Annotated in this window: 26 protein-coding genes and 2 pseudogenes; 15 read left to right on the top strand and 13 right to left on the bottom strand. The window is 33.8% G+C overall.

Annotation, left to right across the window (positions count from 1 at the left end):
- Positions 1 to 4: 4 nt before the first annotated feature.
- Both E0W68_RS02255 and E0W68_RS02250 read left to right on the top strand, forming a co-directional pair.
- A pseudogene (locus tag E0W68_RS02255) lies at positions 5 to 88 on the top strand (MmcQ/YjbR family DNA-binding protein); the annotation flags it as partial.
- A 151-nt stretch (positions 89 to 239) separates the two neighbouring features.
- Positions 240 to 521: a hypothetical protein gene (locus E0W68_RS02250; protein WP_135217771.1), complete on the top strand. Its 282-nt coding sequence runs from the start codon at positions 240 to 242 to the stop codon at positions 519 to 521.
- A gap of 4 nt (positions 522 to 525) precedes the next feature.
- On the opposite strand, the gene E0W68_RS02245 is transcribed toward E0W68_RS02250, so the two are convergent.
- From E0W68_RS02245 to E0W68_RS02235, 3 genes are all read right to left on the bottom strand, one after another.
- A complete protein-coding gene (locus E0W68_RS02245) occupies positions 526 to 867 on the bottom strand; it encodes a hypothetical protein (protein WP_135217770.1) in 342 nt (113 codons plus the stop codon).
- 62 nt (positions 868 to 929) lie between these two features.
- Positions 930 to 1,469 (bottom strand): hypothetical protein, encoded by a 540-nt coding sequence (locus E0W68_RS02240; RefSeq protein ID WP_135217769.1) that lies wholly within the window; start codon positions 1,467 to 1,469, stop codon positions 930 to 932.
- Positions 1,447 to 2,889: a hypothetical protein gene (locus E0W68_RS02235; protein WP_135217768.1), complete on the bottom strand. Its 1,443-nt coding sequence runs from the start codon at positions 2,887 to 2,889 to the stop codon at positions 1,447 to 1,449. The genes E0W68_RS02240 and E0W68_RS02235 overlap by 23 nt, the downstream gene beginning before the upstream one ends.
- A 584-nt stretch (positions 2,890 to 3,473) precedes the next feature.
- Between E0W68_RS02235 and E0W68_RS02230 the strand changes: the two genes are divergently transcribed.
- From E0W68_RS02230 to E0W68_RS02195, 8 genes are all read left to right on the top strand, one after another.
- Positions 3,474 to 4,025: a M15 family metallopeptidase gene (locus tag E0W68_RS02230; RefSeq protein WP_135217767.1), complete on the top strand. Its 552-nt coding sequence runs from the start codon at positions 3,474 to 3,476 to the stop codon at positions 4,023 to 4,025.
- Positions 4,010 to 4,414: a DUF6549 family protein gene (locus E0W68_RS02225; protein WP_135217766.1), complete on the top strand. Its 405-nt coding sequence runs from the start codon at positions 4,010 to 4,012 to the stop codon at positions 4,412 to 4,414. Before E0W68_RS02230 ends, E0W68_RS02225 begins: the two co-directional genes overlap by 16 nt.
- Complete coding sequence (locus E0W68_RS02220; protein WP_135217765.1) at positions 4,386 to 7,001, top strand: phage tail tape measure protein; 2,616 nt, start codon at positions 4,386 to 4,388, stop codon at positions 6,999 to 7,001. The genes E0W68_RS02225 and E0W68_RS02220 overlap by 29 nt, the downstream gene beginning before the upstream one ends.
- Positions 7,002 to 7,342: 341 nt before the next feature.
- Positions 7,343 to 7,879, top strand: coding sequence for an HNH endonuclease (locus tag E0W68_RS02215; RefSeq protein ID WP_135217764.1), 537 nt, complete (start codon positions 7,343 to 7,345; stop codon positions 7,877 to 7,879).
- Complete coding sequence (locus tag E0W68_RS02210) at positions 7,880 to 8,605, top strand: sigma-70 family RNA polymerase sigma factor (RefSeq protein WP_135217763.1); 726 nt, start codon at positions 7,880 to 7,882, stop codon at positions 8,603 to 8,605.
- Between the two features lie 267 nt (positions 8,606 to 8,872).
- Positions 8,873 to 9,103 (top strand): hypothetical protein, encoded by a 231-nt coding sequence (locus tag E0W68_RS02205; protein ID WP_135217762.1) that lies wholly within the window; start codon positions 8,873 to 8,875, stop codon positions 9,101 to 9,103.
- 562 nt (positions 9,104 to 9,665) lie between these two features.
- Positions 9,666 to 10,007, top strand: coding sequence for a hypothetical protein (locus E0W68_RS02200; RefSeq protein WP_135217761.1), 342 nt, complete (start codon positions 9,666 to 9,668; stop codon positions 10,005 to 10,007).
- A gap of 82 nt (positions 10,008 to 10,089) precedes the next feature.
- On the top strand, positions 10,090 to 10,683 hold the full coding sequence (locus tag E0W68_RS02195; protein ID WP_135217760.1) for a recombinase family protein: 594 nt from the start codon (positions 10,090 to 10,092) through the stop codon (positions 10,681 to 10,683).
- Between the two features lie 9 nt (positions 10,684 to 10,692).
- On the opposite strand, the gene E0W68_RS02190 is transcribed toward E0W68_RS02195, so the two are convergent.
- The 4 genes from E0W68_RS02190 to E0W68_RS02175 all read right to left on the bottom strand — a co-directional run bounded on the left by E0W68_RS02190 (position 10,693) and on the right by E0W68_RS02175 (position 12,645).
- The gene (locus E0W68_RS02190; protein WP_135217759.1) at positions 10,693 to 11,322 is read right to left on the bottom strand and encodes a hypothetical protein; all 630 of its coding nucleotides are present in this window, start codon (positions 11,320 to 11,322) and stop codon (positions 10,693 to 10,695) included.
- Complete coding sequence (locus E0W68_RS02185) at positions 11,315 to 11,638, bottom strand: hypothetical protein (protein ID WP_135217758.1); 324 nt, start codon at positions 11,636 to 11,638, stop codon at positions 11,315 to 11,317. The genes E0W68_RS02190 and E0W68_RS02185 overlap by 8 nt, the downstream gene beginning before the upstream one ends.
- Positions 11,639 to 11,751: 113 nt before the next feature.
- Complete coding sequence (locus E0W68_RS02180) at positions 11,752 to 12,231, bottom strand: hypothetical protein (RefSeq protein ID WP_135217757.1); 480 nt, start codon at positions 12,229 to 12,231, stop codon at positions 11,752 to 11,754.
- A 9-nt stretch (positions 12,232 to 12,240) separates the two neighbouring features.
- Complete coding sequence (locus tag E0W68_RS02175; protein WP_135217756.1) at positions 12,241 to 12,645, bottom strand: hypothetical protein; 405 nt, start codon at positions 12,643 to 12,645, stop codon at positions 12,241 to 12,243.
- A 116-nt stretch (positions 12,646 to 12,761) separates the two neighbouring features.
- Between E0W68_RS02175 and E0W68_RS02170 the strand changes: the two genes are divergently transcribed.
- The 3 genes from E0W68_RS02170 to E0W68_RS02160 are packed head-to-tail and all read left to right on the top strand — an operon-like array spanning position 12,762 to position 14,741.
- Positions 12,762 to 12,980: a helix-turn-helix domain-containing protein gene (locus E0W68_RS02170; RefSeq protein WP_135217755.1), complete on the top strand. Its 219-nt coding sequence runs from the start codon at positions 12,762 to 12,764 to the stop codon at positions 12,978 to 12,980.
- Between the two features lie 59 nt (positions 12,981 to 13,039).
- Positions 13,040 to 13,477 (top strand): LexA family protein, encoded by a 438-nt coding sequence (locus E0W68_RS02165; protein WP_135217754.1) that lies wholly within the window; start codon positions 13,040 to 13,042, stop codon positions 13,475 to 13,477.
- 1 nt (position 13,478) lies between these two features.
- A complete protein-coding gene (locus E0W68_RS02160; protein WP_135217753.1) occupies positions 13,479 to 14,741 on the top strand; it encodes a Y-family DNA polymerase in 1,263 nt (420 codons plus the stop codon).
- 4 nt (positions 14,742 to 14,745) lie between these two features.
- Here the strand turns inward: E0W68_RS02160 and E0W68_RS02155 are convergent, their stop codons facing one another.
- From E0W68_RS02155 to E0W68_RS02145, 3 genes are all read right to left on the bottom strand, one after another.
- Positions 14,746 to 15,057 (bottom strand): hypothetical protein, encoded by a 312-nt coding sequence (locus E0W68_RS02155; protein WP_135217752.1) that lies wholly within the window; start codon positions 15,055 to 15,057, stop codon positions 14,746 to 14,748.
- A 56-nt stretch (positions 15,058 to 15,113) separates the two neighbouring features.
- Positions 15,114 to 15,665, bottom strand: coding sequence for a hypothetical protein (locus tag E0W68_RS02150; protein WP_135217751.1), 552 nt, complete (start codon positions 15,663 to 15,665; stop codon positions 15,114 to 15,116).
- Positions 15,666 to 15,780: 115 nt separating this feature from the next.
- Positions 15,781 to 16,050 carry a hypothetical protein gene (locus tag E0W68_RS02145; protein WP_135217750.1) on the bottom strand — a complete coding sequence of 90 codons (270 nt, stop codon included), beginning with the start codon at positions 16,048 to 16,050 and terminating at the stop codon, positions 15,781 to 15,783.
- 293 nt (positions 16,051 to 16,343) lie between these two features.
- Between E0W68_RS02145 and E0W68_RS02140 the strand changes: the two genes are divergently transcribed.
- Positions 16,344 to 17,999, top strand: coding sequence for a recombinase family protein (locus E0W68_RS02140; protein ID WP_135217749.1), 1,656 nt, complete (start codon positions 16,344 to 16,346; stop codon positions 17,997 to 17,999).
- Positions 17,980 to 18,270 (top strand): annotated as a pseudogene (locus tag E0W68_RS02135) (MmcQ/YjbR family DNA-binding protein); the annotation flags it as partial. The gene E0W68_RS02140 and the pseudogene E0W68_RS02135, both read left to right, overlap by 20 nt.
- On the opposite strand, the gene E0W68_RS02130 reads toward E0W68_RS02135, so the two are convergent.
- The 3 genes from E0W68_RS02130 to E0W68_RS02120 all read right to left on the bottom strand — a co-directional run bounded on the left by E0W68_RS02130 (position 18,263) and on the right by E0W68_RS02120 (position 21,581).
- Positions 18,263 to 19,363: a DUF4407 domain-containing protein gene (locus E0W68_RS02130; protein WP_135217747.1), complete on the bottom strand. Its 1,101-nt coding sequence runs from the start codon at positions 19,361 to 19,363 to the stop codon at positions 18,263 to 18,265. The pseudogene E0W68_RS02135 and the gene E0W68_RS02130 sit on opposite strands and share 8 nt — an antisense overlap.
- Positions 19,364 to 19,500: 137 nt before the next feature.
- Positions 19,501 to 21,213: a M56 family metallopeptidase gene (locus tag E0W68_RS02125; protein WP_135217746.1), complete on the bottom strand. Its 1,713-nt coding sequence runs from the start codon at positions 21,211 to 21,213 to the stop codon at positions 19,501 to 19,503.
- Positions 21,210 to 21,581, bottom strand: coding sequence for a BlaI/MecI/CopY family transcriptional regulator (locus E0W68_RS02120; RefSeq protein WP_135217745.1), 372 nt, complete (start codon positions 21,579 to 21,581; stop codon positions 21,210 to 21,212). The genes E0W68_RS02125 and E0W68_RS02120 overlap by 4 nt, the downstream gene beginning before the upstream one ends.
- Positions 21,582 to 21,591: the final 10 nt, after the last annotated feature.

The raw sequence follows: 21,591 nt of genomic DNA, 5'->3' as shown, positions 1-21,591 counted from the left end.
TATCATGGATATACAAAACTTTTATGATTACTGCCTTGCCAAAAAAGGCGTTACCGAACATTTTCCTTTTGATGAAGACACACTGGTAACTTTTACAATTCGGGGGTAATGAATCTCGACCTCAAAATGAAACTGAGATTACCAAAGAAAGAACCAAAGGTGGCTAGAACCTAATTAAGCTTATTAGTAGTTATTTTTTATACATTTATTTCTAAATATTATAACATGACAGACACTTTATGATGGAGAAAAAGAGTTACGATATAAAACTTTTCGGAGGAATCGAATTTGAAGATTATTGGAATCTCAGGGAACATCCTCTTTATGTTCTTGTAAATAAAAAACATAAACCATATATTCAATTTTTAGAAGAACCCGCTGATGGATTTGAAAAAGTAACTTCTTTACATTCAATAGCACTATATTTAAGGAGTAATGGGTGGACTTTTGAATCTAAGTACTGGCAACATATTTCGATAAGGCTAAAAGGAGCATTATATTTTCCATATACTGAACTATGAAGTATCAAGAAGGGGTGATTTGATTCACCCCTTCTTCTATTTCACCCATAAACATTTCGCAAAGCCCCTCAAATGAAGCCAAATCATCCGTTTTAAGGGGTTTAAATGTCATCCCCACCTCTAAGTACACCTTTTCCTTAGTTGGCTTCACAGGAGCGTCTATTTTAAGTATATAATTATCACTATCCAATCCATTTCCACATAGATAATTATACAACATTTGTCTCAGTTGTTTCTGCAATCGGCTAATTTTGGTAAGGGAATATTCAGCTTTTTCAACAGGAACATACACACCACCAAAAAATGTAATATAGTCGGGCGCGTGCTTATATTGTTCAATTGTCATTTTCCGTTCATTGTACACCCATTTGTGAACTGTAGTAAGTTTATTTTTAGATATTTTTTCTTTCATATTTCCCATTCATCACCCCAAAGGATGAGTTTTTCAGTTAATTCAGGTACACAATCGTACTCATCATTATTATCAATATACTCAATTGCAATTCCATAATCTATTACCATACTTTTATAGCTGGGTATGCTTTTTAGAACAATTGAAGTTTTATTTTTTTTACTTTTCCTACCTCTCTTTTTTGGAATAAGGACATCATCCATAAGGCTTTCAATTTGCCTTATTTTCGTTAACTCATAACATTCTGTTTTTCCTGCAAAGCTTTTAAGCTTTGGATAATAGTGCCAATCATAAGGTATAATCTTTTCAAGTAAAAGGCTTTCCCAACCTCTCGCCTCAATGCCATTAGAAAAGGGGTATTCCTTACTGTATTTTATTTCATAGTCACAATCAATAAATCTCATTTGAATCGAATACGCTGTGATACCCACTTTGCAGAATATCTCTTTTGTAATTGGGTGTTGTAATGCTACCAGATAAAGAGTGTGAGCTTTTTTACTATTCTTTAAATGCTTATGCACTCTTTTGTCTATCATCTAAATAAATAGTTTCAATTATCTCGTTATTGTCGTGTTTATCATCAAAATCACTTAAAATATCCTCAAAATCAATATCGTCTTCACAATCATCGTTTTCTGTTTCAAAAATATTTTGATAATGCAATGCTGGAACTAATCCAAACATCTTTTTAAATTCATTTTCAAAAATATCCCTTACCGTTGATGCTTCACTTTCTGCTACTATAAAACTATCATGAATTGTCAGAGGTGTAATTCCAACTGCTTTACAGGCTGGCATAACAACATCCAATATAGCGTGACTTTCCATTGTTTGCATAGCTACGGCTAATGTATTATGCTTATCAGTATTGGTGGTATCAATATATTCCATTATTGAAGGGAATATATTTCTGAAAACATTTTTATAGGATTGAAAGCTGGTTATTTTTGAGTAGAATATTTTAAATAGCATTCTTTTTGTCTGCTCTCTATCCTTTGTTTTACCTGTTATATCTTTAAATTTATCAGCTATATATTCATATAATTGACCACTTACAGCAAGTTCACCGTAATGTTCAACCTCGTTTTTATCAACTGTTGGCTCATTCCTTAATCTAGTGTATAAAAAGTAAGGTTGAGAGTTCTTTATATCAATGTTATAAAGCGTTTCATCGCTTATAATGAACTTTCTCAAGTAAGATGGTAATGATGTTAGATTGCTATCCAAACGTCCGTTAGTGCTGTTCCTTTTGAAGTATAACCAACCGTCAGCAATAGCATATATTTGTTGTTGGTGAATCATCAAGCGGTGCAATATAGAATGAAGTTGGTTACCACCCTCACATTGAAGAATCATATTTCTACTTTTAATGTGATTCCCTTTACAATCAATAACATCACTTATTTGACTATCTGAGAGCCTATATTTGATGTTTAAAAGCAATGTTTTGATTTGACCCATCGCTTTATCTTTAGCAGCTTGTAGGGCTTCATTTTCATTTATCTTGAATGTTTTATAATATCTACTTTTTTGAAATTCAAGATTCGTAACCCTCTTTTTTCGCAATGATAATTTTTCTTTTTTAATTCTAATATTCATTTTAGGGTCTGTTATTTCAACCGCTACCTTAGTTCCAAGGTATTCTTTAGATACCTTATAACCTTTCGCTTTCACACCATATACAAAGAAGTCATTACGCATTATATAACCTTGCTCTACAAGGTAATCAATGGCAGCTTTAACGTTATGTGGGTCGGGAATAAATTTTAAAAATGATGCTCTTGCAATCTCACAATATCCATATTGTTTTTGAAGGTCATTTTTAAAGTAAACTTGTTTTCTGTAAATAAGGTCAATAATGCAATACAAGTCATCTTTTCTCTTGTATTGGCTATTTAGTAGTAATTCTTTTAAAGGTTGTGGTATGTACCTTTTCTCATTTTTAAGGCTTTTCAATTATTTCTGTTTTTGCCCTTTATCCCACGATAGAGATAATTATTTCTGTTTTTTTTACTCGGTACAGAAACCTTTAGGGAGCTACCCTAAAGGAAACCGAGGCTTTTTAAAGGTCTATGCTGACCTTGTTATCTATAAATAGTCTAATTATTCAAAAAGTGAACTTTTTTTGAAAAATATTTTCAACTTTTTTTATGATGGGTGGTAATAAGGTAAAAATACACATTTTTTTGGCTAGTTGCAAGTTTTCAATTTGATATATTTTAGTAGCATAGGGGCAAAATGAACCTAACCTTCTGGTTAATGTAATAACTAATTGTATATTTTATACAATGCGGAATTTATAAATATCTGTAAAGCATAGTAAATTCAAGGCTTTACAGAGATAAATTAATGAAAACATACAGATATGACAGGCTTGCCTTGGGTAAATCAACCTCACGGTGTCATATCTGTATGTTTTATGAAAATAATACTCTATAACACCAGTAAATACAGAGGTTAACAGAGATTTATAAATTCCGCACATAAAAATAATTAAAATACCCCTTTACATTATTATCTGTCACCGGTATATATTATTTATGGATAATATAACTTTAGATAGAATCAAATTACTTCATCCCAAAGTAAGGGATGAAGTACTGGATATGTACACCTATGCCAATAATAAACTATTAGGCAAGGGTGTAAGGCTGAGATTCGCATATACTCTTAGAACTACCAAAGAACAAGATGAGCTTTATGCTCAAGGTAGAACCAAACTATTTGATAATAACGGTAAAAGGCTTGGTAAGGTGACCAATGCTAAGGGTGGTCAGTCCATACACAACTATGGTCTTGCTCTTGACATTGTTCTACTATTAGACAAAAACGGTGATGGAATATTTGAGGCTGCATCATGGGACACTAAAGCTGACTTTGATAAAGACGGTACTGCCGATTGGATGGAAGTAACCAACTATTTCAAGTCAAAGGGATGGACATGGGGAGGTGATTGGACTAGCTTTAAAGATAGACCACATTTTGAGAAGACATTTGGTCATACGTGGAGAACACTCCAAGCTAAGTATAACAAGGGTGAAACCTTTGAAGAAGTAATAGATGGTGTAACTTACAAATGGGTTTCTTTATAAAAAAATATTTACCGTACGGAGTTATTATATTCCTTATCGTGGCTCTGTTTTTACAATGCGAAAAGAATAACTATGATAGAAACATTGCCAAGCAAAACGAAGAAGCGTTAGCCGACAGTGTAAAACATTATAAAAACAAACTAGGCACGGTAACGGCAAGCATAAAAACCTTACAGCTAACGGAACAGCAACTACAAAAGGAACTTATTGAAAAAGATGCCGAACTGGCTGCATTGGCAGCCGAGTTTAAAACCGTAAAAAGCCTAACCCGCTTTACAAGCAATATACAATTAGAGCCTGTTAGTTTTGCCTTTGATGAACCCATATATCCCGCTTCCGCAGAAGATACAACGGGTTATTTTGAACGAAAGGGCTCTTTCTGGTGTTAGAAGTGAAATAACAGCTACGGCTGATACATTTGATAAAGAGTTCACTGATATAGCTAATAAAGCAAATTCCCTATCAAAAAGTTATGGAATTTCAATAAGTGAAGCCAATAGGATAATAGCCGAGGGTCTTGCAGCAGGTGGGGCGCAAAATGAAGAGTTCCTTGACAGCATTGGAGAGTATGACCAGCTATTTGCCAATGCTGGATATTCGGCTCAAGAGTTTGTGAATATAGTTAATCAGGGGTATGAACTTGGTATATATTCAGATAAGTTGCCCGATGCTATCAAAGAAGCTGATTTGGCATTAAAGGAACAAGGGAAGGCAACAAGGGATGCACTTATAAATGCCTTCGGTGCAACATTCACGAATGAAATTTTAAAACAGGTAAGAACGGGAGAAAAAACAACGAGTGAAGCCCTAAATGCAATAGCTCAAAAAAGTACAGAAGCCCAACTTACTCAGCAGCAACAAGCGCAATTAACGGCAGATTTATTTAAAGGTGCTGGTGAGGATGCTGGAGGGGCTTTGAAAATTTTTGAGGCTGTTAATAAAGCAAGTAATAAACAGTTGGATGATACAGCCAAAAAACAATTGGAACTTGTTGAAGCAACAGAAAAACTTAATAAAGCACAAGCTGAACTGTTTGATGTAGAGAAATTTGGAGATATATGGACAAATATTAAAATCGTTTCTACCGAAGCATTAGTTTCAATGCTTGAGTACATAAATGAGGTTAAGGAAGATTTAGAACCGCTAATTGATTTTGTTGGCGTTGTGCTGGCAAATGCTTGGGTTCAGCTCAAAACAACAATAGGTGTTGTGTTCCAATTTATCACAGGTCAGTTTAAGATAATAACAAACACTATCAGCACATTTGTTAACTTCTTCAAAAAAATATTTGAGGGAGACTTCCAAGGTGCTATTGATGCTTTAAAAGTCGGTTTTGTTGGCTTATTAAATATCGTTAATGATGTATTCGGGAAAATAAAGAATACTATTATTGACGGGATAAAAACGGTATTGGAAAATGTTGCGCCATTGATTGATTTCTTTGGTGGTAATGTCGAAGCCATTAATAAATCACTTGACAGTCTTAAATCAAAAAGCGTTGAGGTTGAAGCCAGTACAAAAACAACAAATGTTGATACATCAACAACGAATGAGCAGAGAAATATTGTAGCTGATGTTGACCCGAATGCTGCCGAGAAAACAAAAAAAGCACTGGAAAAACAGGCTAAAGCTGTTGACGCCCTTATTAAAAAACATCAAGAGGAAATTGACCTTTTCATAAGCCAGCAAGATTTTAAGAAAAAAAGTATCCAAGACCAGCTTGCCTTTGAAAAACAAATAATGGAAAAAAGGTTGGCACTTAACGAACTAGAATATAGAAAAAAGAAAAAGAGCAACACCGAATATGAAACGGATAAAAATAATATAACAAATACTTACTTAAAAAAACAAGCAGAAGCCACCGTTGCCATTGCGGAAACAGAACTTGAAAATTATAAAAAAACGCTTGAACAAAAGAAAGCAGATGATTCATTTTTCACTCAGGAAAAGCTAAATAATAAGGTAGCTGAAAATGATGCTCTTTTAAAGAAGGAATTGGATTTTGCTCTACTTCAAAAAGAGCAAGGAGTTATCAACCAACAGCAGTATAATGATGCTGTAAATGCCCTGAATGATGCCAATAGGATAGCCAATGAGGAAGCCCAAAAAAGGAGGGATGAAGCAAAGAAAGAGCAGGAAGCAATTGACCTTGAGAATAAAAAAATATTGGATGAGGAAAAGTTTGCCAATGATTTTGAGTTACAGATGTCAAGAGAAAATGATAGGTATGAAGCTGAGAAAAAAGCAGCAGAAAAAAATGGGGCTGACCTATCATTAATAGAAGAAAAACATAAGAAGAATCAGGAGAAAATTGAAAACGCTTATCTGAATGCTAAGTTATCAGCTTATGCAAATATGTTCGGAAATATAGCTACACTCCTTGGTGAAAACACAGCAGCAGGAAAAGCAGCAGCGATTGCCCAAGCAACGATAAATACGTTCCTAGGGGTGTCACAAGTTTGGGCTGCTGAAAGTGTTTTACCCGAACCATTTGCTACTATTGCAAAGGGTGTGAATACTGGTGTTGTTATTGCAAGTGGACTTGGTGCTGTTAAAAAAATAACTGGTATATCTATTCCACGAGCAGCAGAAGGTGGGCAAATCCCAAGGCTTTCTAGTGGTATAATTAACAACGGTGCTAACCTTTCTATACCGCTTTCAAACGGTGACGACACGCTGGCGTATGTTGGTCAGGGTGAAGTTATCCTTAACAAAGACCAACAGCAACGAGCAGGTGGAGCCAGGTTTTTTAGAAGCATTGGCGTACCAGGCTTCGCAGGCGGTGGATTGGTAGGAGCATCAATAAGTAACATCAATAATATGAATAGGAATATAGATTATGATTTATTAGCAGAAAAAATTGGAGAGAGCGTTGGAAAAGCTAATCTCAACCTGCCAGCACCGATAACTGTATTAGATGACATTACTACAGCTCAGGCTTCAAATAGCAGAATAGTAGAAGGAGCATCACTTTAATATTATTTTTTTTCACATGAGAACCCCAGCAATTGCTGGGGTTTTTCATTTTATATCAATTTTTTTTCAATAAAAATGGTCTTTTTCAAAACTTGATGATATTTATAATAAACGGACAATATGAAAGACAATAAAGAAGAACATTTGGATGAGGAACTAACAGATTTCCTTTTCCAATGTTACCAACTAAAGAAACGAGCATTGAGGGAGTTAAATAAAAAGAACTCGTTTCCCGCATGGCTACAATGCCTATTACATTACCCGCCACTAAAAGATGAAAGCGCGGGGAAGAAGAATAATAAGTACTGAAAAGTACAAGAGTAGTTAAAAGAAAATTAAAAATGAAAACAAAAAACAATGAAAAAAGAGAATTAGCCATTACAGAAGACCAACTTAAAAATGAAATATGGCTAGCTGTAAAGATGAATAACAACTATGAGATAAGTAGCCTTGGAAGGTTAAGACATACCTATAAAAATGGTAATACCAAAATAATTAAGCCATCCTCAAATGGAGGTAAAAGAAAGTATTTATTCTATATAATAAATGATGTAAAGATATATGTACATCACCTAGTGTTATTCACATTCCAATGTAAAAGACCATCATCAGAATATGAGTGTGACCATATCGATAACGACCCTAAAAATAACACTATCGATAACCTTAGATGGGTTTTAAAGAGTGAGAACCGTTCACACAAGGGTGAAGCTCATCCAAAATCAAAGCTATCAAATTCCAAGGTCAAATTAATTAGGGCTTTACTGGCAGAACATAAGGATGATGTTGGTACTCAAAAGAAATTAGCTGCAATGTTTGAAGTATCAGCTTCAAGCATCAGCAGCATAATAAGAAGAAAAACATGGGCGCATATCTAAATGATTACCAACGAGCAAGCCCTCCTGCTTATAAATGAATATAAGCAGGGCAAACACAGGGCAAAAAACACCCTTGTAATCAGTTATCAGCCACTTGTTGGATACTATGCTAGGAAGTATTACAACAGCCTACAGAACCATCCAATGATTGAACTGGATGACCTTATATCAGCAGCTAATACAGGGCTTCTAAAGGCAATTGAAAGCTATGATGAGGATAGGGGAACAGTTTTCAAATATTATGCAGCACACGCCATGAAAAGAAGCCTGATGGACTTTATACTAGCTAATGTTAACTTGATAAGAAGCCCGTTTCATAAAATGCAAAGCGATTACAAAATACACAAGCTTATAGAGCAGTTGGAAGGTGAAATGATGACTGAAATAAGTGAAGATGATGTTGTAGAATCGGGACTATTTACAGAGGATGAAGTACAACACTATTTTAATAAAACAACAACAGAAAGATTTCCAGAATATTTCAATCCTGCCGATGAGGATGATTATAATTATGATGAAGAACAATTGGAAAAGATAAAGGCATGCTTACCACATCTGAATAAGAATGAGAGGGCTATTATTGAACACTTTTATGAGTTGGATGATAAGGAAAAGCTAACAATGCTCGAACTGGCTGAAAAGCTGGGGATAACAAAACAAAGGGTAGGGCAAGTGAAATATAAAGCTCTCAATAAAATAAAGAAATTGCTGGCTAATAAGCCATAATGCTGGCATTCATCAAAAAATAACAAAAGCCGAGGGAAAAAAGACAATGAAATATAAATTTAAAGATGAAGTGTTATTAACCGAAAAATACTTCACAAATAATAAATATAATATTTTATACAAGAATGAAAATGTATATAAATATGAATACTATCAAAGAGTAAGCGAAGATAAGTTTATTATAAGGCAAACAAATTTATTATCCCAATTAATAAGTTATTTACATTTATCTGTTGATGAATTTACTCTAAGAATAAATAATGCGAAATGAATAGATACCAACTACTAAAAAACAATGAAGATATAATATTCCAATTCGTAAAAAACGGAATACTCTCTTATCAAGCTATAAGAGATATAAGTATATATGAAAGGTATAATGAGTTGGATGATGTAAATAATAACCAACTAAAATATATTATATTGAGTGAAGAATTTGACCTTTCAGAAAAAACAATAGAGAGGATAATATACCAAATGAACAGGGTAACTACCTAATAATTAAACCATCAATAATATTGATGGTTTAATGTTTTTATATAGATTATTACTATTTATTTCATCCAATAAATATTATCAAATAATCTTCAAATAGTATATTCGAAATAGTCCAAATAATCTTCATAATAATATCCGAAATAGTCCAAATAGTATGAATCACGCATAAAAACATCCCCACTAAAAACAATCAATATTATTTATTATAAAAATATTTATTATAGATAAATACTATAACAAAACAGACCTCCCAATTTCACCCCAAAGATAACCACCAATCTTACAACCTCACATTAAACCAGTACCGATTAATGTATTCATTTTAGACACCCATTAAAGAATACACTTGTAGCTCAATGAATAGGTTAAGAAAAAAATTATAATTGTATTCAAAAATAACTATACTTTATTTTGAATACATTAAAACTATTTTGTATATTTGTCTTGTTCAAAAGAAGGAATACAAGTACATTGAAATATTGAGATTACCACCAATAAAAAAAGGGATGCTACCAACATCCCTTCCAAAGCATTAGAAGCGAACCTCTAATACTATTTAGTTATGACAAATGTAATAAAAATTTATCCAAACTTGGATACGCTTTGTTGCCGAACATTCGATGTTGCGGAAACACTAATGTTACTTCATCAACCAACCCCTTCCATATTTTGGAGTTGGGGTGTTGAATTGAAATTGAATTATAAGAATATGGGATTGCTTTTAAAAGTCAATGCTCATAGGCATACAGGCTGGCTATTGATTAGCCTTTCATTTAGTGACCTTTACGATGTGTATTTATTTGAAGATGAAAAGATAAAAGATGAGATTAAAGGGTTATACTTTGACCAGCTTTTAAAAGCCATTGATGATAAGATAGAGAAATTAGATAATTACGAATTTTAAATATTAACAAACGGTTCTAATCTAGTGCTTTGGTGCTGGTGGTTATATCAATATAATATTCATTTTAAAGCGTTTTAAGACTATGAAAAAAGCCAGGTATATAAGAGTTTCATCAGCAACTCAAAACAACATTAGACAGCTTGAAAAAGCACACCCCGATGAAAGGGTATTTATAGACGTTGTAAGCGGTGCAGTACCCTTCAATGAACGCGAGCAAGGCAAAGCATTAATTGATGCAGTAGAAGCCAAGGAAATCGATTATATAAGCACCTCGCAACTGGATAGATTGGGACGTGATAGTTTCAATATTATTGAGACCTGTGAGTACTTTAATAAGATGGGAGTAATATTAAAGATTGATAATCTTGGTATCGAAAGCTTAGTAGGAGGAAAGCCCTCACCCACATTTAAAATGATTACGGCAGTACTTGCAAATGTAGCGGAAATGCAGAGGGATAGTATAAGGGAATCTCAAGAGCAGGGCATTAAAATAGCTAAAGCACAAGGTAAGTTTAAGGGTAGGGCAAAGGGTACAACATTGTCAGATAATGAATTCTTATCCAAACATAAGGCGGTTGTAAAGGAGTTAAGGGGTGGTACAAGTATCAGGAAAACTGCAAAGCTTTGTGATGTCTCAGTTAGCACCGTACAGAGGGTAAAGAAAATCTTAGAGTAATAAAATTGTTTAAGTGATTTTTGAATTTATATATGAATTTACTTCATCAGCAAAATCTTTAACTTCCAACCAGCAGAATGTCTCTACATTAACATTCCATAAATAACCTGCTTGATAGTATAATATTAGTATGAACTTATGATACTCTTTAAAGAATTTGCTTAAACTTATATCGGTTGAGGAAACTCTCTTTATACTAGTATGATTTGTTCTATTTCTTATTGCTCTGAAATGTTCACCAAAATTTACTGGTACTGTACAATCATAGTATTCGGCTGTATATCCCTGAGCAGACTTTTCACCTCTTTCAATGGAAGCTTTGTGATTCCGACACAACTTGTTAACTTCTTCATTAAACATCCTATCTGAAACGATATGTGGTTTTTCACTTGGGTAATCAACATACCTACCTTTTCTTTTGAATTGGTCACTTTGCTCAATAAAGCTTAAATAGTATTCATATAGATGAGATAAAAAACTGCTATAATGTTCAAAACAAATTATACGTAATTCTGTATTATGATTTCTATTAAGTTGTATTGTTGCTTCTGCAAAGTTGTTAAAAGAAGTCTTACATCGATAGTATTGATGTACTCTTACTATCATCAATAAACTATCTTGTTGAGTTATTTCAATCATTCTCTAGGGGGGTGATTTGCTCTTTTATTTTTTTAACCCAATCAGGGTCATGTTTAGAAGGGTATGAGTCAACTCTTTCCCGTATTTCTATTATTTCGTAGCCATCTTTTTGGATGGCTTCTTTTATACTCTTTAATGTTTGGGTATAATTTCCACTTCCTAAAATTAAATTAACTCCTATACGGTCTAAGTTTTCAGATTTAAGTTCAATAATATACTTACCAAGATAAGGTAGTTCGATTAGGATTGTTTGTTCTTTATCTTCTTGAGTATCTTTAATTAATACATCGTAGGTAATAGTAGTTACTGTGTTCATAATTTTTTAGTTATTAATTGAATGACTGCTAATGTAAATAAAAAAAGGATAGCATAAAAGCTATCCTTAATTTTGAGTGAATAAAATTCACTCACTTCATCCAACCTGTTTCTTTATTCAAAGATGGGTGTGCCATCCTCATTCCATTTTGGTGGATTTTCAACTTCCTCAAATTCCAATTTCTTTTTGAATTCTAGCCTATTATTACCAACTGAATAATAAAATGTATAGTTATTAAGTTCACCTTGTAAATAGTGCGCCCTGTTATGAACATAACCACGAACATAATTATTTCCTTGTACCGTAACATTGGCAGTTATCCAAATGCTATCATTATTTTTAATAGTATAACGGCTTAATTGGTTTCTGTTTATTTCTATCCAGCTTTCATTACCCGTCTTTTTTCTTACCAGCAAATCATCTCTATTTATGCTACTATCCAACCACATTTTATAATCAATCGGCTGTTGTACGGTATCAACTATTTCCTCACTGGGTATGTTGTTATTTTCTGTTAATGTTGCTGAATCATCATTTGAGCAACCGTATAGGCTCATTAGAGCCAAGCTAAGTGATAGTATTATTTTTCTCATATTCATTTTTTATAATTCGTTTATTTGGTCAAGTATTTTATAACCATCTTGGTCTGTTGTAAATGTTATTAGATAGTGCTTACCTGCATATATACCTCCTTCAACATTAATATTTGAACGATTGAATTTCATTGAAAGCGGGGAATCATTGTGCGCTTGTATATCAAGATGAGTAATGAGGTCAGCATTGATTATTTTATAAAAGCCTGTCGTACTTGTGGTTAAGTAACCATCAATTTCAGCTCCATTAAATTGCATTTTATAGTTTCCATGTAATGCATTTTCATCAGCATAGAAATATAAAATATTATCTGGTATGTACTGTTGTTCAGTTGGAGGTTGAACTGTTGATGAATCATCGCTTGAGCATGATAATAAGCTCATTCCAATAAATAGTAATAGTAATTTTTTCATTGTAAAGTATTTATATGTTATAGTGCAAATATACTAATAAATATATATTGAATGCAATATTTTGAGCGCAATATATATCGTTGATTATCAATAATGCAGAAATTACCTTTGCTTATATGGATAATAAGAATGAAATAGCTGTACTGCTTGGGAATAATATCAAACGTATTATCGCTGAGAAGGATTTAAAAACTCGCATCATCGCTGGGGAATTGAATATTGAACCAAGTACCCTTAGAAAATACATGAATGGCGATTTCGTTATGGGTGTTGATAAGCTATATAAAATAGCGGAAGCTTTGGATGTTGATATGAATGAACTATTCCAACGGTAATAATATTTTTTCCCTCATATTAGAAAATATTACTATATTTGTAGAAAATAATCTTACGTATGGAATTTTTTAAATTTGAAAAACTCCATCCAACTACGAAAGCCCCATTTTTTGATGTTTTTATTAGTGCAGGTTTCCCTTCACCTGCACAGGATTTTGAAGAAACAAGAATTAGTTTCGATGAGGAGGTATTTGGGACTTCACCCAGCACTATATTTTGTGCGAAAGTGTCAGGAAATTCGATGATTAATGCAGGAATCGAAGATGGTGACATAATTGCCATCAACAGAATACTTAAAGCTCAAGATGGTGATATATGTGTTGCTGTTATTAATAATGATTTTACTCTTAAAAGGTTGAGAGTTGAAAAAAACTGTGTTTTACTTATGCCTGAAAATGATAATTATAAACCAATTTTGGTTAATGATAATGAAGGTTTTGAAATATGGGGTATAGTAACACATACATTAAAGAATCACCGTAAAAAAAGAAGATAAAATGTATGCTCTTGTTGACTGTAATAATAGCTACGCATCATTTGAAAGGGTATTCAATCCTAAATTGCAAAATGTTCCTGTAGTGGTTCTCTCTAATAATGATGGTTGTGTTATTGCCCGAAGCAATGAATCAAAAGCTTTGGGTATAAAGATGGGTGAACCTTATTTCCTAATAAAAGATAAAATCAAAGAACATAATATCCGTGTATTATCCTCCAACTATACGCTGTACGCTGATATGAGCAATAGGCTTATGACTATGCTTGAAAATTATACTCCCGATGTTGAAGTTTACAGTATCGATGAGGCATTTATGTATTTTAAGGGGTTCGATAATTTTTCACTATATGATATAGGAAAACAAATTCATCAAGATTTATTAAAAGGGGTTGGTGTACCCGTAAGTATTGGTTTTGCACCCACAAAGGCACTTTCAAAGATAGCTAATAGGATAGCTAAGAAGTACCCTGAACATACAGGTAACTACTATATTATTGATAATGAAGATAAGCGTGTGAAAGCCCTTAAATGGACTAAAATAGAAGATGTTTGGGGTATCGGCAGACAGCATGCAAAGAAGCTGATGAGCATCGGTGCTAATACTGCTTATGATTTTACCCAACTCAATGATAATTATGTCCGAAAATATTTTAGCGTTGTAGGTTTAAGGCTATTGCATGACCTTAGAGGAATACCAACAATACAGCAAGAGGAAGTAAAAGACAAACAAAATATTGCTTGCACCCGTTCATTCGATTATATGATTACTGAGTATGAATTAATGCAGGAACGTATAAGCACATTTACAACTACGGTAGCAGCAAAGTTGAGAAAGCAGGGTAGCAATTGCGAGGTGATTTATGTGTTTATTAGGAGCAACAGACATCGGCACGATTTGGCTCAATATAATACTGGTTACAGCATAAAATTACCCTATCCTACATCAAGTACATTTGAGTTAAACAAACACGCTCAGAAAGCCTTAAAATTGATTTTCAAAGAAGGGTATCATTATAAGAAAGCTGGGGTTATTCTGATGGGAATTACCAAGGATGAAACGAAACAACTTAGTATGTTTGAATATGAGAATCCCAAGCATAAGGTATTGATGAATGTAATTGACAGTGTAAATAAAAAGATGCTGGGAGAAAAAATAAAGTTTGGTAGAAATGATTTGAGCAGAAAATGGAAGATGAAACAGGATTTTTTAAGTCAACGCTTTACCACCAATATAAATGAAATTATTACTGTGAAAGCTGAATAGTAATTTATTCAGCAATTCCCCAACTATTTAATTGTTCATTCCTTCCCGTTTCTTTCCGTAGTAATTTATCAGTTTCATGTCTATAACCTTCTATTATAATATCAATAGGGTAGTAGCAAGGGGAATCTAGAAACTTCTCATCATACCAATTACCATTACTATCTTCATATTTGATTATATTTCCATCGGCATTATATTCTATTCTCATAACCAGTTGACCATTTAACCAAACCTTTTTTATTTGGTGATTATTGTTGTAGAGTATTTTAAATATTTCTTTTCCGCTATCGGAATACATTGTTTCTATATTGTTCATATATATAAATATGTTGTAAAACAAAAAAGTATCCATTATGGATACTTTTTTTATTATTACATAACCATTTCTTTATCACTAAAGGAATGTTTTTCAGCAATTAAATAACATTCAAGCTCTAAATCTTTTATTGGTCTTACTTCATACCAACCATTATCTTCTGAGAAAGATTTCCATGTCCATGTATTGTCTTTATTTTTATAGCACAAACCACCTTCTATTCCCTCCGCAATAGAATAGGCTGGGTTAACAGTATGACCAAAATCGAAAATTTTTCTTGTTTGGAACACGTACTCTTTACCCGTGGCTATATGCCTTACCCTTGTTGTATAACATGGTGTAAGACCGTCCTCATCTTCAAAGAAAGTAACATTATCATTTGTAAGAAGAAAACCATCTACTTCTTTTGTTTTATTCTTTTCTTCAAGTAAAAAATCTAATCTTTCTTGTACTTTTGTTAAATTACAATGAGCGTAATATTCTTGTTTACTAGTTAGATAACCCTTTTTTTCAAAGAAATCTACTAGTGACCCAATAAAGTCCCATTCATATGTATTTATGGCATTTTTATTATTCTTAAAAAACTCAATCATTTTTTTTGTTTCCATTTGTATAAAATTTAAAATTGTTAGGGGCATCCTAGAAATATTCCATCCCAGGCTACCCATTTCGGAAACAGCGTTTAATATAAATATCTAGCTATGAAAAAAGACTAATTTATTTTCAATTTTCTAATGCTACTATCAAACTTTCAAATCCAATAAATTTTGGGTCAATGTCAGTGATAACCAAATTCTCAGGTTGTACATGAAAATGTCTTAGCATTTTCATAATACTATCTGTACATTCCTGTTCCGAACCTTCGAAGCTTTCTATTACACTCTCATCCTCTGCTAGGAAATTTAAATTATAATGGGTGTCCCTATTTTCTATACTTATAGAATACTTGTAATCTACACCGTTACACAACCAATTGAAATCAATAATCTTCATATACTTATACTTTTAAAATGTTTATAAAAAAAATAATCAAAGCTTCACCATCTTCCAATGCCTTTGCCAAGCATGAAGTCATAATGAGAGATTTGATTATTTTGATGATGCAAATATATGTCTTATTTAATTATATTGCAAATAAATATTGAAAATAGTTATAAAAATATTGTATATATACTTATAGTATTATAATCTATCAATAAATTATTAAATAAAAATATTTACCCCCACATAAAAAAAGACACTGTTATTAAATATTATTTATATATTTGTAAAAAAATATAGAATTTATGATTGGTATATATTGCAGGATAAGCAGAATAAAAGATGGCAACGATTTATCGATAGAAGACCAAAAGCAAAAGGGGGTGGCAAAAGCAAAAGCTTTGGGTTTAAGCTATCAACTTTACATTGATGAGGGATTATCAGGTGCAAGTGAAAAGATTGAAGACAGACCAGAATTTCAACGTTTCATTGCTGATGTGAGCATCGGTAAACTTACCCATGTGTATGCTTATGACCAATCACGCTTTGAGCGTAATCCGCAAATAAGATTTGTGATATTAGACCTATTTAAAAAGCATAACATTAAATACTTTACGCATTTAGATGGTCAGGTTGATTTGCATGACCCTCAGCAGGAGTTCTTTGGTGATTTGCTTTCTGTTATAAATAAGTACCATGTAACCACTACCAAAATAAAGGTGAAAAGTGCTTTAACCATGAGAGCCAAGGAGGGTAAGGGTAAGGGTACATTGCCTTTTGGTTATAAGATGGATAATAAGGGGTATATTATTATAAATGAAGAAGAAGCACACCATGTAAAAAAGGCTTATCAGTTATCCAATGATGGCATGGGATGCAACGGTATATCGCATTACTTCAATGAAAATAACATTCCAACTGTTTATTCCCGAAAAGCAAAAGAAAAGGGGCTTAATAATAAATACAGATGGTCACCCAGCAGCATTAGAAATCTTATAGTTAATACTTTCTATAAAGGAGAGCGGATTTATAACGGTGAAAAACTTGTTGTACCTGCGATAATTGACCCTATTGTTTGGCAACAGGTTAATGACCATTTACCTCTCAATGCAAATAGTGACGGTAAGAAAATATCACATCGTTTCCTGCTTTCAAATGTGCTGTATTGTAATCGTTGTGCTGTACAACGCAATAAGGTTAGTAGGATGTATGGGAGGCGTAATGAGAAAAAAAGTGAGAATAGTTATTTGTGCAGTAGTAAACGGTATAAGGGAGAAGGCTGTGATAATAAAGGAATCAATATTAGTAAGCTTGATGCTTTTATTTGGGAACATTTATTTTTAAATGATGGTCTTAAACAAAATATTGAACAACACTTTGCTTTTGAGGATAAGCAAAAGGAAGTTGAGAAATATGAATGCAAAGTTGATACATTGCAAGATGAACTGGCAACACTTCAAAAAGAAAGAAGCAGGGCTATATCACTTGTAATTAAAGGTACATTAACAGAAGATGATATTGCTGTTCAGCTAGCTTCTATTGACAGGAAGATTAAGAAGTATAAGAAAAGTTTGGATGAATCTGAAAAGATGCTCTCATTCATCACAAGCAATACTGACTTGGTAAAACAATATACTTCTTTGTTTGAAAAGTTTTCTGAGGAAACATCTTTTGAGGAAAAGAGGTCAATTATTACTAAGATGATTAAGAAGATAATGGTTGAGTATGATAGTCATTGGCAGGAGTATTATATTGAGATACATTATACAATTGATATCCCAAGTAACATTTATGCTCAGCATCACAGCAGCGAGGGTGCTGTTTATTATCGTTTGAATGAAGATGAAAATAGTGATTTTAGCTTGGAGCATAAAATGAAGAAGGATAATATTAATACTATCAATAATAAAATCAAAGGTGAACCAACACCCCCTGATTTAGAAAGACACACTGGTATTTAAAGTCGGCGGAAAAATGTTTGCTCTTTCCTCGCTTTCGCAGTGGGAAAAGAACGAGCCTTCCATCAACCTGAAATGCGACCCGGAGAGAGCTATGGAACTTCGCGTGGAATATGAGGGCATAACCCCCGGATATCACATGAGTAAAGTGCATTGGAATACCGTATCAGTAAACAGCGATGTACCGCTATCGCTTTTAAAAGAGCTGATAGACCATTCGTACGAATTGGTTTTCAAAAGCCTTACCAAGAAAATACAGGCAGAAATTACATAGCGTTTTTCTGTTTGTTCGAGAAACTGTCGGCTTGCATTTCCAGCAGTTCGATAGCTTTTTTCTTTTTGTAATTGTACAGTTCTTTATCTTGTCTTATCTCGCCATATACATCATCATAAATGGCTGCATCGGTAGTGCGCATCAGTTCGCGCTGATAATTGTTTTGGGTAAGACCGGTTTTTACCGCCATTTCGCCTTCCTCCAGTTTAAAGTCATATTCCCCTTTTGGCGAAAGCAATTTGGCTATAATGGGGGAGGTTTCTATTGCCAAAAACAGCAACATGATGAACAGCGATGGCAGTAAAGGTAATTTTCCCAAAGCGTTGATGCGCGCCATAAGTCCGTCAAAGTTGTCAATTACGGGTTGGGTATCGGCAATTTTTTTGTCAAGATCTGTTTGTAAATCTGCTGCTGCTGTCTCTTTCGCGGCAATTTTTGCCATATTGTTTTTTCGCAGCGTGTCCAGTTGTGCCAGTGCAGCATCGTGTTTTTCACGCTTTTCTTTATATACAGGGCCTTTGCCCAGTTTTAGTGTACCGCTTGTCCCTTCGGCTTCGGTAATGTAAGTGGCATAAAGGGCGTTTACTTCTTTTTCTTTCTGCGCAATTTCAGATTTTAAGCTGTCTATCGAAGCCTTATTTTTGCTCAGGTCGCCTGCATAATAGTCGGCTACCTGTTTTTTATTGGCAAGCGCCATTTCATTTTTTTCTTTAACCAGTACGGTGTCAATTTCCTTTTCAAAAATTTTAATTTCCAGAGGCTTTGATATTACTATGGCAATTATAATGGCAAGAACGATACGCGGAGTTGCCTGTAATAATTCCTGACTGAAACGATCGCGCTTGCGGATGGTAGATACAATAAAACGGTCGAGGTTAAAAATAAGTAATCCCCATATCAGCCCGAAAAAGGCAGCGGCATAAATAGTATCGAATACGGTATAAAGTGCGTATGAAGCAGCAATCCATGCCAGGAGGGCGGTAAAGAAAACAGTAGCCCCGATGCCGGCATATTTGTTTTGCTCACCATTGGAGCAACTGTAGATGATGGCTTTGTCTGCCCCTGAACAGGTAATGAAAAAACGTTTTAACATGATGATTGATTTGATTGATGATGATTACAAAGATAACGTGTTTTTTGCTACAATGTTATAAATGGCTGATACGTCTGGTTTTAATAGAAAAAGTCCGCCACAAGGGACGGACTTTTATAAACAACAAATTATGCAATTTAATTTTTAATATTTATGGTTATAGGAAGGTTATAGCTGGCACGTACTGGTTTACCGTCCATCTCTCCCGGAATCCATTTTTTATCCATTGTTTTAAGCACTCGCAGAGCTTCGTCGCCCAAACCATGTCCGGGGTCTCTCAGTATTTTTATGTTCGACATAGAGCCATCTTTTTCAACTATGAAGGAAACATATATTCTGGCAGTAATATCTTCTTTTGTTTCAGGAATTTTAAAGTTTTGATTGATGTAGTTATAAAAACCACTCATACCTCCCTCGCTATACTCCGACATTTTTGTTAATTTCGATGAATTGTAAACAACATCCTCTTCTGTATTTGTGATTTGCTCTATTTCAAAGGGAGGCTGTAGAGGTCCCAGTTTCATTGGCAGGGTTGTAGTTTCGCCATTAACATTTTCGAAAGTTGTTTTTACTTTCACAGAGCCGTCTTCTGCAACATAGGTTATTATCTTTTTACGATATTTAGTATTAGGATCTTTAAAGAGTAATGGTACATCTTGTTTAAGTTTGGCTAATTCTTCACCTTCTATTGTTACATATTCTATTTTTCTTATTTTGAGCGGGTCTATCGTATTAGCCTCTTTAATCGAATCTGATAATTTTGTCAGTTCTGCCTGAGCAGGGTTTGGTTCAAAACTTCTTTTTACAGCAGTTTTACCATTTTCATCCACATAGGTTATTTTCATAATATAGTAATCCTTTGTGTTTAAATTACGGTATTTTACAGGGTCAATTTTTTTTAAAGAGTCGATTTGAAATTGTGATATGTCCTTTCTGATTTCTATACCCCTAATGTTATTCGCCGGGATGTCTTTAAGGGAATTAGTTTCCTGTGCAATAATTTCTTCTGTGCAAAGCAACATTAATAGAATTGCCATAACAGGTGTAACTGCTATTTGCAAAAGCAATGCTTTGGTTCGGGAGGTGGTTTTTGTCATCATGAGTAATCGTTTTTTAGTTAAAGAAAAATTCAGGTTGCTGGCAAATGCGGGAATTAACCCTGATGTTTTTTGTAGTAAAATAGTTTGATAGGAAATTACATTTTGTGTTGTGCCTACTACTTTTTCGTCTGCCAAAAATTCGTGGTTAAGCCGGATGGACTGCCCGTACAAGTACAACAATGGGTTAAACCAAAAGATGGTTTTAAGCGTTTCTATAAATAAAACATCAAGTGTATGTTTTTGTTTTACGTGAGTAAGTTCGTGCGTAAAAAGCTCACTCTCTATACTTTTTGCTTCGTAATCCTGTTCATTTATAAAAATATAGTTCAGGAAAGTGTGGGGTAACGTTTTTTCGGCTATCAATACAAGATTGGTATTCTCATACCGAATTATTTTACCGGAATTGATTTTCTGCTTAAAAAGCAATAAGTTTCTTATAAATCTGAATAGAAAAGCAGCGGTAAAAAGTCCGTATAATGACCAGAGGATTGCAGGTAAATAATTAATGGGCTGTACAACAGGCGCAGCAGTATCCCCCGTAGCGGGTATGGTGTTATACATCACTTCCTGTATGGGTTCCGCTTCTACATATATCGGGATGATGATGAGGGGCAACACCAATGAGAAGGCAATACTAAACAACAAATAGAACCTGTTGAAACGGTGCATTTTTTCGCGCTCCAAAAAAAGATGATATACTCCCAGTAGTACACCCATACTTATGGCTGATTTTATTAAAAATGCAATCATTGCTTTTTCTTTTGAATTTCTTTGTCAATCACTTTTCGCAGTTCTTCCAGTTCTGCTGCAGTCATGTTGGTTTCCTGCGTAAAGAAAGAAGCAAACTGTGCCGCCGAATTGTTGAAGAAACTTTTTATCATTCCGTTTACTTCTTTTGAGAAGTAATCCGATTTTTCTACCAAAGGGTAGTATTCCCTTGAATTGCCGTACTCTTTATACCCTACAAAGCCTTTGTCTGCCATTCGTTTCAGTAATGTAGCTACGGTAGAAGGGGCAGGCTTGGGCTCCGGGAATAACTCGAGCAAATCTTTCATAAATGCTTTTTCCTGTTTCCACAGTAATTGCATTAGCTGTTCTTCGGTTTTTGTTAATTTCATTTCTACAAAA

The organism is Flavobacterium salilacus subsp. salilacus, from assembly GCF_004634195.1.
Taxonomy (GTDB): Bacteria; Bacteroidota; Bacteroidia; order Flavobacteriales; family Flavobacteriaceae; genus Flavobacterium; species Flavobacterium salilacus.
Note: the sequence above shows the minus strand (reverse complement) of the source record. Positions and strands in the feature narration are given on the sequence as shown.

Excerpts from the sequence above, each read along its gene's own strand:
- E0W68_RS02165 (WP_135217754.1), top strand. The coding sequence starts at position 13,040 with ATGGAATTTTTTAAATTTGAAAAACTCCATCCAACTACGAAAGCCCCA.
- E0W68_RS02205 (WP_135217762.1), top strand. The coding sequence starts at position 8,873 with ATGAATAGATACCAACTACTAAAAAACAATGAAGATATAATATTCCAA.
- E0W68_RS02250 (WP_135217771.1), top strand. The coding sequence starts at position 240 with ATGATGGAGAAAAAGAGTTACGATATAAAACTTTTCGGAGGAATCGAA.
- E0W68_RS02120 (WP_135217745.1), bottom strand. The coding sequence starts at position 21,581 with ATGAAATTAACAAAAACCGAAGAACAGCTAATGCAATTACTGTGGAAA.
- E0W68_RS02195 (WP_135217760.1), top strand. The coding sequence starts at position 10,090 with ATGAAAAAAGCCAGGTATATAAGAGTTTCATCAGCAACTCAAAACAAC.
- E0W68_RS02190 (WP_135217759.1), bottom strand. The coding sequence starts at position 11,322 with ATGATTGAAATAACTCAACAAGATAGTTTATTGATGATAGTAAGAGTA.
- E0W68_RS02200 (WP_135217761.1), top strand. The coding sequence starts at position 9,666 with ATGACAAATGTAATAAAAATTTATCCAAACTTGGATACGCTTTGTTGC.
- E0W68_RS02225 (WP_135217766.1), top strand. The coding sequence starts at position 4,010 with ATGGGTTTCTTTATAAAAAAATATTTACCGTACGGAGTTATTATATTC.
- E0W68_RS02170 (WP_135217755.1), top strand. The coding sequence starts at position 12,762 with ATGGATAATAAGAATGAAATAGCTGTACTGCTTGGGAATAATATCAAA.
- E0W68_RS02180 (WP_135217757.1), bottom strand. The coding sequence starts at position 12,231 with ATGAGAAAAATAATACTATCACTTAGCTTGGCTCTAATGAGCCTATAC.
- E0W68_RS02210 (WP_135217763.1), top strand. The coding sequence starts at position 7,880 with ATGATTACCAACGAGCAAGCCCTCCTGCTTATAAATGAATATAAGCAG.
- E0W68_RS02130 (WP_135217747.1), bottom strand. The coding sequence starts at position 19,363 with ATGTTAAAACGTTTTTTCATTACCTGTTCAGGGGCAGACAAAGCCATC.
- E0W68_RS02125 (WP_135217746.1), bottom strand. The coding sequence starts at position 21,213 with ATGATTGCATTTTTAATAAAATCAGCCATAAGTATGGGTGTACTACTG.
- E0W68_RS02185 (WP_135217758.1), bottom strand. The coding sequence starts at position 11,638 with ATGAACACAGTAACTACTATTACCTACGATGTATTAATTAAAGATACT.
- E0W68_RS02240 (WP_135217769.1), bottom strand. The coding sequence starts at position 1,469 with ATGATAGACAAAAGAGTGCATAAGCATTTAAAGAATAGTAAAAAAGCT.
- E0W68_RS02140 (WP_135217749.1), top strand. The coding sequence starts at position 16,344 with ATGATTGGTATATATTGCAGGATAAGCAGAATAAAAGATGGCAACGAT.
- E0W68_RS02145 (WP_135217750.1), bottom strand. The coding sequence starts at position 16,050 with ATGAAGATTATTGATTTCAATTGGTTGTGTAACGGTGTAGATTACAAG.
- E0W68_RS02215 (WP_135217764.1), top strand. The coding sequence starts at position 7,343 with ATGAAAACAAAAAACAATGAAAAAAGAGAATTAGCCATTACAGAAGAC.
- E0W68_RS02245 (WP_135217770.1), bottom strand. The coding sequence starts at position 867 with ATGACAATTGAACAATATAAGCACGCGCCCGACTATATTACATTTTTT.
- E0W68_RS02175 (WP_135217756.1), bottom strand. The coding sequence starts at position 12,645 with ATGAAAAAATTACTATTACTATTTATTGGAATGAGCTTATTATCATGC.
- E0W68_RS02150 (WP_135217751.1), bottom strand. The coding sequence starts at position 15,665 with ATGGAAACAAAAAAAATGATTGAGTTTTTTAAGAATAATAAAAATGCC.
- E0W68_RS02160 (WP_135217753.1), top strand. The coding sequence starts at position 13,479 with ATGTATGCTCTTGTTGACTGTAATAATAGCTACGCATCATTTGAAAGG.
- E0W68_RS02155 (WP_135217752.1), bottom strand. The coding sequence starts at position 15,057 with ATGAACAATATAGAAACAATGTATTCCGATAGCGGAAAAGAAATATTT.
- E0W68_RS02230 (WP_135217767.1), top strand. The coding sequence starts at position 3,474 with ATGGATAATATAACTTTAGATAGAATCAAATTACTTCATCCCAAAGTA.